The 15,761-nt window shown below is 44.2% G+C and carries 15 protein-coding genes; 8 read left to right on the top strand and 7 right to left on the bottom strand.

Translation table 11 applies throughout. The features are described from left to right. Positions 1–260: 260 nt before the first annotated feature. The 5 genes from CW267_RS16930 (at position 261) to CW267_RS16910 (ending at position 5,538) form a co-directional block, all read left to right on the top strand. Positions 261–1,979 carry an ABC transporter permease gene (locus CW267_RS16930; protein WP_044612783.1) on the top strand — a complete coding sequence of 573 codons (1,719 nt, stop codon included), beginning with the start codon at positions 261–263 and terminating at the stop codon, positions 1,977–1,979. Further along, positions 1,886–2,791 (top strand): ABC transporter ATP-binding protein, encoded by a 906-nt coding sequence (locus tag CW267_RS16925; RefSeq protein ID WP_224224576.1) that lies wholly within the window; start codon positions 1,886–1,888, stop codon positions 2,789–2,791. The genes CW267_RS16930 and CW267_RS16925 overlap by 94 nt, the downstream gene beginning before the upstream one ends. Positions 2,792–3,008: 217 nt before the next feature. Further along, positions 3,009–3,890: a glyoxalase III HchA gene (gene hchA / locus CW267_RS16920; protein WP_023322807.1), complete on the top strand. Its 882-nt coding sequence runs from the start codon at positions 3,009–3,011 to the stop codon at positions 3,888–3,890. A 469-nt stretch (positions 3,891–4,359) separates the two neighbouring features. Then, entirely contained in the window at positions 4,360–4,587 is a 228-nt protein-coding gene (locus tag CW267_RS31360) for a LuxR C-terminal-related transcriptional regulator (RefSeq protein WP_306058802.1), read from the top strand. A 597-nt stretch (positions 4,588–5,184) separates the two neighbouring features. Beyond that, entirely contained in the window at positions 5,185–5,538 is a 354-nt protein-coding gene (locus CW267_RS16910) for a hypothetical protein (RefSeq protein ID WP_023322806.1), read from the top strand. A 48-nt stretch (positions 5,539–5,586) separates the two neighbouring features. On the opposite strand, the gene CW267_RS16905 is transcribed toward CW267_RS16910, so the two are convergent. From CW267_RS16905 to CW267_RS16875, 7 genes are all read right to left on the bottom strand, one after another. Beyond that, a complete protein-coding gene (locus CW267_RS16905; RefSeq protein ID WP_023322805.1) occupies positions 5,587–5,982 on the bottom strand; it encodes a VOC family protein in 396 nt (131 codons plus the stop codon). Positions 5,983–6,044: 62 nt separating this feature from the next. Beyond that, a complete protein-coding gene (gene ompC, locus CW267_RS16900; RefSeq protein WP_023322804.1) occupies positions 6,045–7,169 on the bottom strand; it encodes a porin OmpC in 1,125 nt (374 codons plus the stop codon). A gap of 362 nt (positions 7,170–7,531) precedes the next feature. Next, positions 7,532–8,287, bottom strand: coding sequence for an ABC transporter ATP-binding protein (locus CW267_RS16895; RefSeq protein ID WP_100780936.1), 756 nt, complete (start codon positions 8,285–8,287; stop codon positions 7,532–7,534). Next, a complete protein-coding gene (locus tag CW267_RS16890) occupies positions 8,271–9,281 on the bottom strand; it encodes a FecCD family ABC transporter permease (protein ID WP_023340318.1) in 1,011 nt (336 codons plus the stop codon). The genes CW267_RS16895 and CW267_RS16890 overlap by 17 nt, the downstream gene beginning before the upstream one ends. 41 nt (positions 9,282–9,322) lie before the next feature. Then, the gene (locus CW267_RS16885; protein ID WP_023322801.1) at positions 9,323–10,399 is read right to left on the bottom strand and encodes an ABC transporter substrate-binding protein; all 1,077 of its coding nucleotides are present in this window, start codon (positions 10,397–10,399) and stop codon (positions 9,323–9,325) included. A 31-nt stretch (positions 10,400–10,430) separates the two neighbouring features. Then, a complete protein-coding gene (locus CW267_RS16880; protein WP_032736176.1) occupies positions 10,431–10,835 on the bottom strand; it encodes a hypothetical protein in 405 nt (134 codons plus the stop codon). Positions 10,836–10,843: 8 nt separating this feature from the next. After that, positions 10,844–12,226 (bottom strand): MFS transporter, encoded by a 1,383-nt coding sequence (locus tag CW267_RS16875; protein WP_046620180.1) that lies wholly within the window; start codon positions 12,224–12,226, stop codon positions 10,844–10,846. A 316-nt stretch (positions 12,227–12,542) separates the two neighbouring features. On the opposite strand from CW267_RS16875, the gene amiA reads away from it, so the two are divergent. From amiA to CW267_RS16860, 3 genes are all read left to right on the top strand, one after another. Continuing rightward, the gene (gene amiA / locus CW267_RS16870) at positions 12,543–13,379 is read left to right on the top strand and encodes an N-acetylmuramoyl-L-alanine amidase AmiA (protein WP_176600875.1); all 837 of its coding nucleotides are present in this window, start codon (positions 12,543–12,545) and stop codon (positions 13,377–13,379) included. Positions 13,380–13,483: 104 nt separating this feature from the next. Continuing rightward, the gene (locus CW267_RS16865) at positions 13,484–14,524 is read left to right on the top strand and encodes a porin (RefSeq protein WP_032735841.1); all 1,041 of its coding nucleotides are present in this window, start codon (positions 13,484–13,486) and stop codon (positions 14,522–14,524) included. Positions 14,525–14,933: 409 nt separating this feature from the next. Further along, a partial coding sequence (locus tag CW267_RS16860; protein ID WP_165787449.1) for a molybdopterin-dependent oxidoreductase occupies positions 14,934–15,761 on the top strand: 828 nt, incomplete at its 3' end.

The following is a 15,761-nucleotide window of genomic DNA, read 5'->3' as shown; positions in this document are numbered from 1 at the left end:
CCTTTCTTCATTCATAAAACCTTCCCGGGCAGGAAAAGTCTCGTTAGTCGTATCTTGCATAAATTAGCAAAAAAAAGACAGCGTGCTGTTATAGATTATATAAATACGCTGCTGCCTTAATTCATAATACGCCACAGAGGATCGGATAAAACGGGGTACCTCTGTGGCTGTTTGGAGTTTTAAATTCCATCTTAAATTATTCATTTGCGTCCAGTGAATGGTGTTTTCTGCGCGTGAATTGATGAGCGGAGACTCTTATTATGTATTCATTGACAGAACACAGAAGTAAGACAACTTCATGGCTTAATGATGTAGTCGTCTGTTTCATTTTTATGGCAAGTATTGCTTCATTTATCTACGGTTGGCAGGGGATGCATAGCGTATTCAATGGGCGTGATTTACCTGTGATTAGCCTGGATTATCATGTTCTTCCTTATTATACGCTGCGCACCACTATGCGCCTGGTTATCGGGCTTTTTTACTCAATGCTATTTTCAATTGTCTTCGCGGTTCTGGCAGCAAAATATGCACCGATGAGAAGAGTTATTTTGCCCTTTGTCAACTTTATGGAGTCTGTACCGTTAGTAGGATTCCTGACTTTCACTACCGCCTTTTTCCTGGGACTTTACCCACATAGTGTTATGGGGCTTGAGGGTTTAGCGATATTTGCCGTGTTTACCGCGCAAGCCTGGAATATGATGTTGACGCTGTACCAGACGCTAAGAGTGGTGCCTAACGAACTGGTAGAAGCGGCGGATGCATTCCGCTATAACCCATGGCAGAAATTCTGGCGGCTGGGGTTTATCTACTCATTTCCCGGGTTACTGTGGAATACGATGGTATCGCAGTCTGCGGCTTGGTTTGCATTGATTGCTTCCGAGATGCTGACAGTAGGTAATGGGAGTACAAATTTACCTGGCGTTGGTTCTTATATCGGTATTGCGCTTCAGGATGGTAGTGTTCCTGGTGTTATTCGCGGGGTATTGGCGCTTATCGTTAATATCGTCATCTTTGACCAATTACTCTTTCGCCCGTTAGTCCGCTACGCTCATCAGTTTAAATATGAGGATGTGAGTGACAGAAAAGTACCCAGTTCATGGTTCTATCACTGTCTGAGTCATTCAATGATTGGACATGGGCTGGAGCACGTTTGTAAACAGTTCTCCCGGATCTGGTTGTTTGTATTACCAAAAATCTGGTATGGATTACGGCTTCATCGCGTGTTTGCTGTTCTGGGCCAAATGAACTGGCTGTGGTCAAGCTTGTGGTATCTGGCAATCGTAGTTGGCTGCATTTACTACGGTCATCAGCTGTGGTTGTTTATTCCTAAGGAGTATCTGACTTCACTTCCGGGCTGGATGGGGTTAACTGCGGGGCGGGTCATTGCCGCTATGGTACTTAGCGTCATTATCTTTACGCCGCTTGGTGTCTGGATTGGTCTACGGCCCGGTCTGGTTCGTTTTTTCCAGCCAATTATTCAGGTTTTCGCTGCGGTTCCTGCCAACGTCTTTTATCCGTTGATTGCTTTTATGATTGTGGCGTGGCACCAGAATTTGGGGAGCTGGACCATCCCAATGATCATGCTCGGTACACAATGGTATGTACTGTTTAACGTCATCGCTGGCACATCAATGATCCCCAGCCAGATGGTTGAGGCGAGTAAAATTTTTCATCTTCGCGGATGGCTGTGGTGGACTAAATTCACGCTTCCGGCCGTCTTCCCTTATATCGTCACAGGCGTTATTTCGGCAGCCGGGGGGGCATGGAATACTGCGATTGCTGCTGAGGTATTAAACTGGGGAAAAATTACCCTACAAACGTATGGTCTGGGCGCCTTTATCTCTATCGCCAGCGATGCCGGGCAAAATCCGCAGGAAGCATTAGGATGTCTGGCGATGTGCTTGATGGTGCTGCTGTGCATTATTTTCGTCTGGCAACCCCTGTATCGCTATGCAGAAAATCGTTTCAAATTCGATTAACAATTAAAAGTTCGCTATCAGGACATAATATGAAAAATTCAAACTTGGTATTGGAAGTTAAGAATGTCTCCAAATTTTATAAAAAAGACCGGAAGCAAAAAATCACGGTGTTGGAGCATATCAATCTTGAGGTCAAAGAGAATGAGATTGTTGCATTACTCGGGCGTTCCGGCTCAGGTAAATCGACGTTGTTGAGAATGGCTGCCGGTCTGGTCGAACCTGATTTGGGCACGATTGTGTGCTGCGATTTGCCTGTCAACGGTCCCGGCAAAAATACCAGCATGGTCTTTCAGTCATTTGCGTTATTCCCTTGGTTAAATGTTTTTGACAGTGTGGCATTTGGCCTTCAGGCGCAGGGGCTTTCGTCTGATGAAGTGGATAAAAGAACAATGGATATGCTGGATTTGATTGGCCTGACTGGCTATGAAAAAGCCTACCCGCGTGAGCTTTCAGGAGGGATGCGCCAGCGCGTCGGGTTTGCTCGTGCACTGGCAGTTGAGCCGGATCTTTTACTCATGGATGAACCATTCTCTGCGTTGGATATTTTCACTGGCAATAAGCTTCGCCAGGATCTGATTGAATTATGGGAAGAGCGGGTCATTAATACACGCTCGATGCTGCTGGTGACACACAGCGTTGAAGAAGCCGTGATGCTTTCGGACCGGGTATGTCTACTGGGGGGACTTCCCAGTACAATCACAGATACTTTTGACATTGATATCAAACGCAATCAGAGAACCAAGGAAAGTATTTCATCGCTGGTTGAGAAGATAAGCACCACGCTCAATGAGCGGATCGCCGCATGCGCATAATTTAGGGAAAGCGGATACGGCTCATGGATGAGCTAAGCACGACAAGCAGTATTGATATCTATTTCCATAGGTAACAATACTAAGTGTAATGTTAAACAATGAGTTAATGGTTGCCTTAAATAGCATTTCGCCGTATACCTGAGGGAAATCCCTTATTTACATGTAATCTGATCATTCTATAGTGACAAGGCTATATCATTAATCTCAGGAGAATATCATGACTGCAACTACCTCCAATGACAAACATCCGACAGCGGACCCGGCTGAATATGATGCTTTTTTCCCTTCACCGTACTCACTAAGCCAGTTTACATCAGCTCGATCAAATCTTAGCGACGCCAATTATCCTTCACCTTACACAGGGGGACGTTGGAAGATCCTGATGTTATGTACCGACGAGCGCTATTTGCAAATGGATAACGGGAGTTTCTTCTCCACGGGAAACCATCCGGTAGAAACGCTGTTGCCCATGTATCATCTCGATAAAGCAGGCTTTAGTTTCGATATTGCCACTCTATCCGGTAACCCGGTAAAGTTCGAGTATTGGGCCATGCCAACTGAGGATATTGAAGTTACGGGGCTGTTTTCTAAATACCATCAGCACTTTAAATCACCGCTGAAACTCGCAGATGTCCTCAGCACTGAACTGGGGGACAATTCGGATTATCTTGGCATATTTATTCCCGGTGGCCATGGCGCACTTATCGGACTTCCTGCTAGTATCGAAGTGAAAAATCTTCTCGAGTGGGCCATCGCCCACGATAAATTCATCATTTCGCTTTGTCATGGCCCAGCTGCATTTCTCTCAGTTGAACGTAGCGATCTGTTTGCTGGGTATAAGATTTGCGCTTTCCCGGATACACTGGATGCGCAGACACCTGAGATTGGGTATATGCCAGGCCACCTGACCTGGAAATTTGGCGAGCAGCTAAAAAGCATAGGTTTTGAGATAGTTAACACGGATATCAGCGGTGCTACATGTCAGGATAGGAAAATGCTGACCGGCGATAGCCCGCTGGCCGGTAACGCGTTAGGTCAACTTGCCGCGAAAGCTTTATTAAGCGAAGTCAGTAAAGAACTACGACATGCTGGAAAATAATGCAGTTCGTACGGCAATCACTATCGAAAATAGCAACAGCCTGCTGGAGATACAGGTTACCGTATGCCAATTTGCGACATGATTAGGCTAGAGGCGCGATGTTTTTTATTCTGCTTCTGCATATCACGTGGCCATGATTGACAGAATTTTCTGGGTCGAAGGGGACTGGTTTAACAACGGTGGAACCGTCGATGAACAGACATATATGCGCCGTTGCCCGATGACCCAACATGTATTAGAAACTGATGAGCATTTTACTGGAGCAAGTTTTCAGAACAAACAGGCGAGTTGTATCGAGTTGTGCGTAAACCATAGGAAAGTGGCGTCCACGGTTTACAAACCCCGGTGATTGGCCTGCACGGGGCTGGAGGGGGCGGTAAGCTTTGGCGGTGAGAAGGTCGACAGCTCCTCAGAGGAGCAACCAGGGATCCCACTGGTTGCTGTTACGGTTTTCTATCGTTTGCGCAGAATGATGGGACTTGTTCGTGGGCACAATGGCGGAACGCTTTCGAGACATGAGCATGAGGTACTTGCATGGACTGCAACCGGTCGGAGACAGGCTGACATCGCAGCGATGCTGAGAATTTCCCGCCGTACGGTCGAAAACCATCTTCGATCAGCCCGGCAGCGATTAGGTCTTGCGGCGACTGCAGAAGCTATCAGAATGGCGATCACAAACGGAGACATCGAAGGGTAAAGGGGCTTGGGTGAAGAAGAGGTAGTGAAAATAGCCGCGACGAAGCCAGGTTTTAATCAAAAGCGATAGTGAATAGCAGTGGCTGTCAGACTCAACATAATAATGACCTTTTAACAGGGTAAACTGTTCAGACCTCTCATCTGCAGAGGTGATAAAATGGTAATGATTATTGTTATCATCTCTTTGCGGTGTTACTATCGTAAAAACGAGAATGGAAAGAACGGGTTTTACGTAATAAATTGCTTAATAGACAAGGATTTTCGGTGTTGATAGTTTTAAGAAATGGATTTTTGGTTATTCCGCTGTTTGTGTTGACAGCTTGCAATTCTGGTGATGTCCGGACCTGTTGCTCCGAAACCATGAGAAAGCGCAATGGTGTTTATCCATATAATAGTTTGGCATCCTCCTATGGTCTCAACAAAATCTGTCATATGAGTAAAGAGCAGAAAAAAGAATACTTAAGACAGCAATGTATACAACGACTTCAGGAAAGAGGACGCACAGACAATAGTACTGATAGCGTCGCTCGCTTCGGTTGGTAAATAACAATATTAATCCTGTGTGATTATTCTATCGTCTTCTGGTAGGCAAGCGGATATGCATAATACTACAAAATATACACTCACTATTTTCATCCCCTTTATTTTGGTTGCTATTGCAGTTAACGCAATGGCCGAACTTCCTGCCGGTCGCTATGGTTATAGCGGCCCGGAGCCTGCGAGTACAGTATCTTCATCTGCTGCTGAATACAAAGAGAAGCAGCTTAAGTGGCATGATGAAAAGGCCAACTATCCTGAGTTCACGCAAAAGAAATCGATGTTCGGCGGGGGTTATCAGGAAGAAACCTATACGACGAAAAGTGGGAAAATAAGTATTAGCGGTACCACGAAGTTCAATCCCTACACCGGTGAGAAAGAAGAAGAGTCGGTCAGCCTTGGCTACGACTGGTAGAAGTTTGGATCAGGCATGGAGAATATCCATGCCTGGGAATGACTACTGTCAGGTTTTTTGCAGTAAGTCCCAACGAGTACCGTATAGATCTTCAAAGACCACTACGGTACCATATTCTTCTTCTCTCGGCTCTTCACTGAAATGTACGCCAGCAGCCTTCATTGAGTTGTAATCCCGCCAAAAATCATCGGTTTGTAGAAACAGAAAAACACGCCCACCACACTGATTGCCAATAAAGGCCTGCTGCGTTTCGTTAGATGCTTTTGATAATAACAAATGACAATCGCTTTCTGGGTTTGGTGAAATGACAACCCAGCGCTTGCCCGGTTGAGGTGTATCCTCTATAAGCATGAACCCAAGTTTTTCTGTGTAATACTCGATAGCCTCATCGTAGTCATCAACCACAATAGAGACATATGCAAGACATTTTTTCTGCGTTCTCATTTTTTATCCTTTTTCGAACCCCTATAATAACCTATAAGAGGTTGAACTGGGTGATAAGAGTGTCAAAACTGGTATGCTAATCCGACGGCAACAATGTTATCTGTTGATATTCCGGCGCGTTGTGTAAAGTCGTTGTCCTTAAGAAGGTTTATTTTATAGTCAACATAAGTCGAGATATTTTTATTGATGTTATATGTCGTACCAACATCTATATACTTCAATAAATCCTGATCCCCGAAACCTTCAATATCTTTCCCTTTAGATTGTAAGTACGCGATGGAGGGTTGCAGGCCCGAGTCAAACTGATACTGAGCAACCATTTCCAGGTTCTGCGCTTTGTTAGCAAAACCGCTAATGGAATCCTGTCCGCCATTCCCCCTCAGCTGAGTGGCATTATAGGTTTGCGTGAACTGTGTAGCAAGATAGACTCTGTTCGCATTGTACTTCAGCCCGCCCGTATAAGTTTCAGCGTCATCGCCGCGTCCAACAGCTAGCTTGTTCTGAGCATCAGTACGTCTGGAATGAGAGTAGGCGACACCTGCGCTAAAACCATCTCCGATATCATAGGTGACGGAAGTACCGAATCCGTTACCGTTCTGACTGAGTGCGCCCCGACCATTATTGGTAGCATCTTCGCCGCTAGTGCTACCATTTTTTCCCTGATATTGCAGAGCAAAATTAAGACCATCGATCAGCCCAAAGAAATCACTATTCCGGTATGTAGCTAGTCCATTCGCACGGGATTGCATGAAATTATCGGAATCATAGGTTCCGTTACTACCGTCACTGCCGAACTCGGGAAGGACGTCAGTCCAGGAGGTTATATCGTAGACCACGCCAATATTCCGTCCATAGTCAAACGATCCGGCGTCACCAAAGTTCAGGCCGGCGAAAGCCAGACGAGTCCATGATTGATTGCTGGCACTCTCGGTGTTGTTTGCCTGAATGTTGTATTCCCACTGGCCGTAACCCGTGATTTGATTATTGATCTGCGTTTCGCCCTTAAAGCCACTACGAACGTATGATTGATCGCCATCAGCATTTTTATCTTTAGAGACGTAGTGTAAGCCGGCAATTTTACCGTAAATATCTAATTTATTTCCGTCTTTGTTATAGATTTCCGCTGCATTTACAGCACCCGGTATTAACATAACCGGCATCAGATAAAAAAGAATTTTATGTTTCATAATTTAACCTCAATGTTATTGTTTGTGGCATATTATCAAGAGATAATAAAATGGTGGTTAAATAATTTATTAGATAACCTCGGCTAATGAATCGGGCCGGTCGTTAGAACGCCAGGTAGTGTAATAAATTTAAATTCCATGGCTCCTTGAAATAATTACGCAAGTTAATAATATTATTGGTTACTATTGTTTATTACAAAGGCGATCTTTTTGAAGCCAATTTAAAACTACCCTTGATTGAAATGGTTTCAGTTGCGTTTGAATTTGTGTGGATGTAAAAATATAAAACATAGTTAAACAACATTCCTGAAAATGATAACGAGGTAATAGAACGGTTATTCTTAATGTTCACTATCTGTCATTTATAATGCAATCACAAATGACTCCTCTTGCACACCTCTATGCTCAAAATAGCACCGTTTTACGGGGACATTGAAATATTCACCAAGACGCTCCTCCTGGAGAACCACCTCTTTATTACCAAAAAAATACTCCTTTCTCTTCATCAACAAACATTTGTCCGCAATACTGTTTGCATGATTTATAAAATGCGTGTTAAGAATGATAGTGACATTCTTCTCTCGCGATAGTTGTTGCAATAACTTAATAATACGTGCCTGGTTATTGAAATCCAGATTGGATTCAGGCTCATCAAGTACCACGATGTCTGGTTCAGAAACCAGTGCTCTGGCGATATAGCACATTTGCAGTTCACCGCCGCTAATCTGGTTAATGTTTTTAGACTCAAGATATGAAACACCAAGATCGGCCAACATCTGTGCAGATTGTTCAAGGTCCTTGCTTCCGGGAGAGGGTAATATACCACGGCATAACGGACGTCCAAATGAAACAAAATCAAGTACACTATAGGAAAATTGAATGTGCCTTGCCTGCGGTACATGTGCCAGACGGGCCTTTCTACCGTCTATTCCTCCGATATGGCATGTGCCGCTTAAGGGTTGGTACAGTCCCGTTATCGTTTTAAGCAACGTGGTTTTTCCCACACCGTTCGGGCCCAGAATGCACAGTATTTCCCCCTCCGGCAAAGAGAAACTGATGTTTTCAAATGTAGGGCTACGTCCTTTGAATGCAAACGTGAGATTATTTACTTCGATCATAGCGATTACTCATAATGAAGAGTACGGCAAATAGAGGAGCACCAATTAGCGCAGTCAGAATGCCAATTGGGATTTCTGCGTAGGTCACTGTTCTGGCCAGGTTGTCGATGACCAGTAAAAACAGAGCTCCACATAATGCAGATGCAGGGATAAGCTTTCCATGGTTATAGCCGACAAGCGTCCGGACCAGATGCGGGATCACCAGACCGACCCAGCCAACCACACCGGCAATCGTGACGGATGCGGCGACCAGAATTGAGGCGGTGATTAACAATGTGGCCTTTAGCGATTGCGGTTTCATTCCGGCAATTCTGGCATCGTCATCGCCGAGTGATAAAACATTCATTTTCCATCTGAGCCTGTAGATTATCAGGTAGCAAATCACAAACAGAGGTATTAATTCATATACTTGCCCTTTAACCAACGAAGCAAAACTCCCCATTAACCAGAATACGATGGCTGGTAATTGATCCTGTGGATCGGCCACGTATTTAATAATTGAAACAAAAGACATGAATACAGAAGCAACAATAATACCTGATAGAATAGTGGTTAGTTCGCTGTGATTTTTTTTGAGATGGCAAAGGCCCATAACGCAAAACAGGCTAACAACGCCAAACATGAACGAAGAAAACGCGCTTAACTGCAAGGGGAGGCCGAGCAAAATTCCTAAAGCAGCACCGAATGCCGCCGCCGAAGATGTGCCAAGTACATCCGGACTCGCCAGCGCATTGCGTAGTACAGCCTGATAGGTACATCCCGCTACCGATAGCCCGGCTCCAACCATCATGACAGCAATTATTCTTGGCAACCGGAGATTGGAAATAACAGCAAGTCCGGTACTCAGACCGTACTTGCCATCATAGTGTACTAATTCTCTTAGCATATCACTAAAAGATAACGTATAGCGTCCGATGAAAAGTGAAGAAATTGATATAATAATGAGTAATACCAACAACACTGTCATTACCAATAAGTATTTTTTGTTCTGCATGCATCGTCATCCCGAAATATTTGTTTTATTGAACACAACATTTAATGTTGGCTGAGCTCATCATCAAGTAATGCATCAGGGATCGCATAGTTAAACATCTTTTTATAATGCAAACGTGTAAATTCCTTCATTTTCTCGTCACTAATGTAATTGGGGTTGAATTTATTAATCATATATAAAGGTAATAAAGCAGTTTCGGCTGTCAACCCGCCCCAGTTGTGTATCCCCACCGGTGTGGAAAAGATCATTTTATTCTTGAACGCCTTCACATTACGCCAGTCCTGACCGGGGTTTTTATTGTCAAGAATGTCTTTAGCGCTACCAAATACAACGAAGATAATATCAGGATTCCATTCAATGATTTGCTCCATCGAAACAGCGATATATCTCCCGGCATCACCTTTCACAACCAGGTTACTGGCAACATTGTCCATTCCTGCCATTTTGAGATAAGTATCACCATAGGTTTTTGGCCCACTTACCTTAAGTTGCTTGCCATCACTTTGTTCAAGATAAAGTGCACGAATATGCTGTCCTTTAATCTTATTTACATAAGGCTGCGCTATAGCGAGCGTTGCCTTCCAGGCATCGGCAAATTTGTGGCTTGGCGGAAGCCCCAAAGTCTGATTATACATATTCTCCCAGTAGACCTGTGTTTCAACAGGTTCGAATTTTGTATCACCACCTTCATCAAGATTAACTGTAGGGACACCAGCTCGCTCAAGATTATCATCCTGACTTTTACCATAATAATAAATGATATCTGGCTTCAGATTCAGTAAAGATTCCATATTAACCACATAGTCTTTATTAATAAAGTTTGTTGTGATACGAGCGATATCCGGCTTCATATCTTTAAGGATTTTCATATTAGAGTGCAAAAATGCCCATGGACCTACGCCCACAACATGCTTATAAGCCAGGTTATTTGCCATGATGACGCCAAAAGGACAGTTACCGGTAATGACAATACGGTTAAATTTCAACGCAGGTGCCTTCGCGACGTTCTCTGCACGTGTTCCTGTTTGATCCTGCAATGTACTCTTAGCATAACCCGCTACAGGGAAAATAAGCATGATGGATAAAAATGATACAAATAGAACTCTATTGTTTCCCATATTTAATGCCTCGGTAGATTAAAATTTCCGTTTATGAGGTTAGAGCGGCCGCAGTACCTATACCAATGATGGTGACACCGGCTAAAAATAAAACTACCGTTGTCGCTGCTACTCCACCCCCGACTAATGCAGCAGTTTTACCTGTTGAAATTTCCTTCCGTTCCAGAAATGCTAATTCTGAAAAAGGGAGAACTTTTCCGTTAACGCCCGTTATGCGGGTTGGTTCAATTTTCGCTACGGTCAGTTCGCCATGCTCTCCGTTCAGTAAACCATATTTAAGCTGATCGCCGACATATATCGCAGGGTGAACTTCATAGTAATTTGTTTCCGGCGCAATGCTTTTCTTTTGTAGACTGACTGGATTATAGGTTGAACAGCCAGAGAGTACCGAAAAAATCATGAGTAACAACACTGTCATAATTGATTTGATTTTCAAAGGGAACCTCATACAATTTTTTTATTGAAATTTTGAGTTTGATTTTCAGATTTATAACGAAAGTAACTGACAGTCAGAGACAGTAACGAGAATAATGCCCCAGCGAACAAACTAATCGAAGTACCGTGGCTCGCATAAATATTGATGAATATGGCTACCAATGCCGAACCAATGATTTGCCCTACCAGACGCGAACTGCCTAACAGCCCACTAGCAATACTGCTATTCTCATGGGAAACTGAAGTCATAATGAGATAATTATTAGGAGCCTGAAACAGACCAAAACCAAAACCGCAAATTGCTACTCGCCAAAGGATCTGTAAATTTGTAGGTGCCGCAGGCAGCCATGTCATTAGTAGTGTTCCTGCCAGCAATAATGATAACCCTGAGAGCGCCACCAGGTTGGGATCATGTTTTTTTATAAGATCACCCGATATCAGTGACGTCAACATCGTTGCCAGTGGCCATGCTGTTAAGAGCATACCTATTTCAATCACGCTGCGGTGTAACACATTGTGGAAATAGAAAGGCAAAGAGACAAATGCCAGCAGTTGCGTGCTGTATGACAGCATTGACATCAACAATGACAAGGAAAAGGTTTTACTGCGGAACATAGCCACCGGAATCAAAGCCGAATCCTGTTTTTTTCGCTGATCCCTATACAGAATGAATGCCAGAATGATAAGTATTATCGCACTCAAGACAACTTCAATCAGATTATTTTTGGTTAAGCCTAACATCATCGTCGAGAACGAAATAAACGTCAGGAAGACCAGAACACCTCCTGCTTTATCAAACCGAGCTTCCATTCGTTGCCTGGGTTTCAGTGATACTATGCACAGTACAAGGGCAATACAGGCAATGGGTACGTTAATTGTAAATAACCAATTCCAGTTCGCGATGGACAGGATTGCAGAGGCTATTGAAGGCCCGGCAGCTGCGGAAACGGATACGACCATGACATTTATCCCCAATCCGCGGCCTAATAGCCTGGCCGGATAGATATCTTTTATCAGTGCCGCGTTTACGCTCAAAATTGCAGCTGCGCCAAAACCCTGAACGACACGAAAAACAGTCAACATATTCAGCGTCTCAGAGAGAGCACAGCCCAGCGATGAGAAAGCAAAAAGGATGGTCCCCATAATGAAAATGCGCTTGTTACCCACTTTTCTCCCCAGAGCTGCAAATACCAGCAGAGAGGCGATCACTGCAAACTGATAAGCATTAATGATCAAGATGGACGACGATTCGGAAACGGCAAAATCTTTAGCAATAACCGGTAATGCAACATTAGCTATCGTACTATCCAACATTGCTATAACAGTACTGAGTGAAACTGCTAACACGGCACCAATATTTAGTTTTTCTTCTTTAATGAGTTCGGTAGACATAATTCCTCCCCAGGAAGCGTCATTGAATAATGGGGTCATCATGACCTGCTGAGCGGGTTTATAATGATTTATTATGTTATAACATAACTTTATTAAATGAGAATGATTATCTTTTGAAAGGGTGTGTATCAGGATGTTTCCGCAAGCAGCATATTGTTTTCTGAGGTTTTATTGCAGCTTTTGTCTGCCTGTCGCTCACTGGAGTACAGGAAACACAAAGTAACCTACTGCAACAGTATATAACATACAAAACCTCGACTTAGAGCTTAATGTTACGTTATAACATAACTTAAATTTACAGTATGAGGTTATTACATTGGATTACGAAATTACCCGGCGGAAACTACTTCTTGCGAGCTTAGCCACCCTCGCAGCAAATACGCTCATTAGCCCGTTTACTTATGCACAATCTCGCTCATCAATTATTAGTCCTCATTCGGGAGCCCTAACACATGGCCGTGGCAAATATACGGTAATGATCGATCCTGGGCACGGCGGTATTGATTCTGGTGCCGTGGGTCATCAGGGGGCACTGGAAAAACATGTTGTGCTGGAAATAGCCAATAATGTCAAAAATCTGTTAAAAGGATACGGTATTGAGGGGGTGCTGACCCGATCAGACGATACGTTCATTCCGCTTTATGAGCGTGTACAGATTGCTCATGCGCATAACGCCTCGCTGTTTATGTCCATCCATGCCGATGGGTTCACTAGCCCAGCGGCTCACGGCGCCTCTGTATTTGCTCTTTCAACTCGGGGCGCTAGTAGTGCAATGGCCAAATACTTGTCTAAAAGTGAGAACGCTGCAGATGATGTTGCCGGTAAGAGCGTCATCCATAAAGATAGATATCTGGACAAGATAATTTTCGATCTTGAACAGACAGAGACAATTAAAGAGAGCCTGCTGCTGGGCTCACATATTGTTCGTCACATCTCACCAGTTCACCATATGCATTCAAACCAGACAGAACAAGCTGCTTTTGTTGTTCTTAAATCTCCTTACATTCCTTCTGTCCTGGTAGAGACATCATTTATTACTAACCCGGAAGAGGAGAGATTATTGGGCACTACTGCATTTCGCCACAAAATTGCTTCCGCCATTACTAACGGCGTTGTTAGCTACTTTAGTCATAAACAAACAGTTTCAGCATAACAATATCCTCACATTTTACTGGAAGGAAGCACTGAGCATATGTCCCGGTAAATTTTTCTCCCTACAACTATTCAGATGCCGAGGCATCTTTTGGGGCATTTATCATGACATTGCAATTTTCACGCTACTGTCTTGTCGCGTTGTCACTACTTTTCTCACCAGGTGTACTGGCGGTTAACCTTATGAACCAGGATGGAAAAAAACTCGATTTTTACGGCACAATTATCGCCAGACGTTTTACCAGCAATACTGTAAAAGACGATGGTGATCGGAGCTATCTCTACTTTGGGTTAACCGGAAAAAAAGATCTCGCCAGACGCTGGCAAGCTTACGCCCAATGGGAATATACGGTGAGTGCATCAGATGCCAGCAGAAACGCCACTCGACTGGCATTTATAGGTATTGATAATCCCGACTGGGGAAGTCTGGATATTGGCCGCAATTGGGGCGTATTGTACGATGTGACTTCGTTGACTGATCGCTCACCTTTCTTTCGGGAGATGTCCTATAACTACATCGACAACTTTATGCGTGGCCGTGCTCTTAATCTGATGACATGGCGTAAAGAAATAACACTTTTCCAGCATCCATTAAAGATGGCGTTGCAGTATCAGTTTAAGGGTAATAATGACTATCGAACTATAAAGCAGCAAAATGGCAATGGTTATGGCGCTTCTCTGATCTGGTACTTCACACCAGAATTAAGTGCGCTATTTTCAGCTTCCTCTTCCGCAACGACCTTTTACCAGCAACAGAATGCAGGTTATCAGAAGAACATCCGCACCTTCGCGGAAGGGCTAAACTACAACAGCAGAAAACTGTATCTGGCAACAGTGATGACTCAAAGTAACAACGCCATCAATCCTCAGGTTCGGGATAACAATACATCATCCATAAGTTATGAAGCACTGGCAAAATATATGTTGACCAACAAATTCCAGCCGGATATCAGTTATACCCGACTGACTCAAACAGTTGCTGGCAGACGAACTCAAATTCTCGATTATGAAGAGCTAGGGTTCAGCTACTATTTTAATAAGAATATGCAGGTTTTCGTCGATTATAAATTTAACAATGCGCGAGACAGGGCGGCGGGGGTGGATTGCGCGGACAAGCTGGATACCGGGATTAGCTATCATTGGTAGAGATGACTTCTATTCTGGACCTTATTAAGAGTGAATGTCTTATTTGTCGGTAAATCTCCTCCGACAGAGTTGGAGAATACAAGGACTATGTGCCCGGGAAAGATAGCGATGGTAAGGAGAAGAGAATAACTGCGTAGTAAGCAATAAAAATGGATTGATAACAAGAGAAAGAACTACAGAAAATACATGAAGCTGGACGGCGCTTTCTCTCCGGTCGTGGGGGCATTAATTCATCTGTTCAGTGTAACTTCTGATAACGACTATTTTTTTCGCTCATTATGGGCACGTTATTTATTCATTTATTAATTAACTTTAACTTCCGGAGAAACAGCTCTACCTTGCCAGAGAACGATTTCAAATGTCTGTACCTGGCTACCCGGCTGTTGACTCAAATACAAAGGTAATTGGCATGTCTGAACATTTTGTCCCAGGGTATTGTGCGCTCTGTCGTTCGCGTTGTGGAACCTTAAATGAAATCATTGACGGACGGCTGGTATCTGTTTGCCCTGATGAAGATCACCCTACTGGAGGCGCGGTTTGTCTGAAAGGTAAAGCGGCCCCGGAACTGATTTATAGCGAAGCCCGGGTTCTATGGCCATTGCGCCGGACGCGAGAGAAAGGGGCTGCGGATCCCGGCTGGAAACGTATTTCCTGGGATAAGGCTCTGACAGAGATTGCTGAAAAGCTAACGCAGTTTAAAACGGAAAGTGGTGCAGAATCGGTAGCGTTTGGGGTAACCACGCCTAGTGGGACCCCAATTATCGACAGTGTGGAGTGGATTGAACGTTTTGTGCGCCACTACGGCAGCCCTAATACCTGCTACAGCACTGAAGTATGTAACTGGCATAAAGATACCGCTCACACTTTCACTTTTGGCTGCATAACGCCGGCTGCCGATTACAGTAATGCGGAACTGATTATGTTGTGGGGTAACAATCCGGCCGCCACATGGCTGGCGCAGGCCAGCGCCATTGGTGAAGGGCGTAAGAAAGGTGCCAGAATGCTGGTTATTGACCCTCGGCACACAGAATTTGCTCGCGACGCTGATGTCTGGCTTAACATCAACCCAGGTACTGACGCAGTGCTTGCCATGGGGTTTATACGTCAGTTGCTGGAAGAGGGGTATAACGAGGCGTTTGTCAGGACCTGGACCGATGCACCTCTGCTGGTTAATGAAGACTCGGGACGGCTGCTACGTGAGCGGGACATTACTTCAGATGCTGTAACCAACCATTAT

It is taken from the genome of Klebsiella sp. X1-16S-Nf21 (genome assembly GCF_002837615.1).
GTDB classification, from domain to species: Bacteria; Pseudomonadota; Gammaproteobacteria; order Enterobacterales; family Enterobacteriaceae; genus Klebsiella; species Klebsiella variicola.
This window is presented reverse-complemented; position numbering and strand designations above follow the sequence as displayed.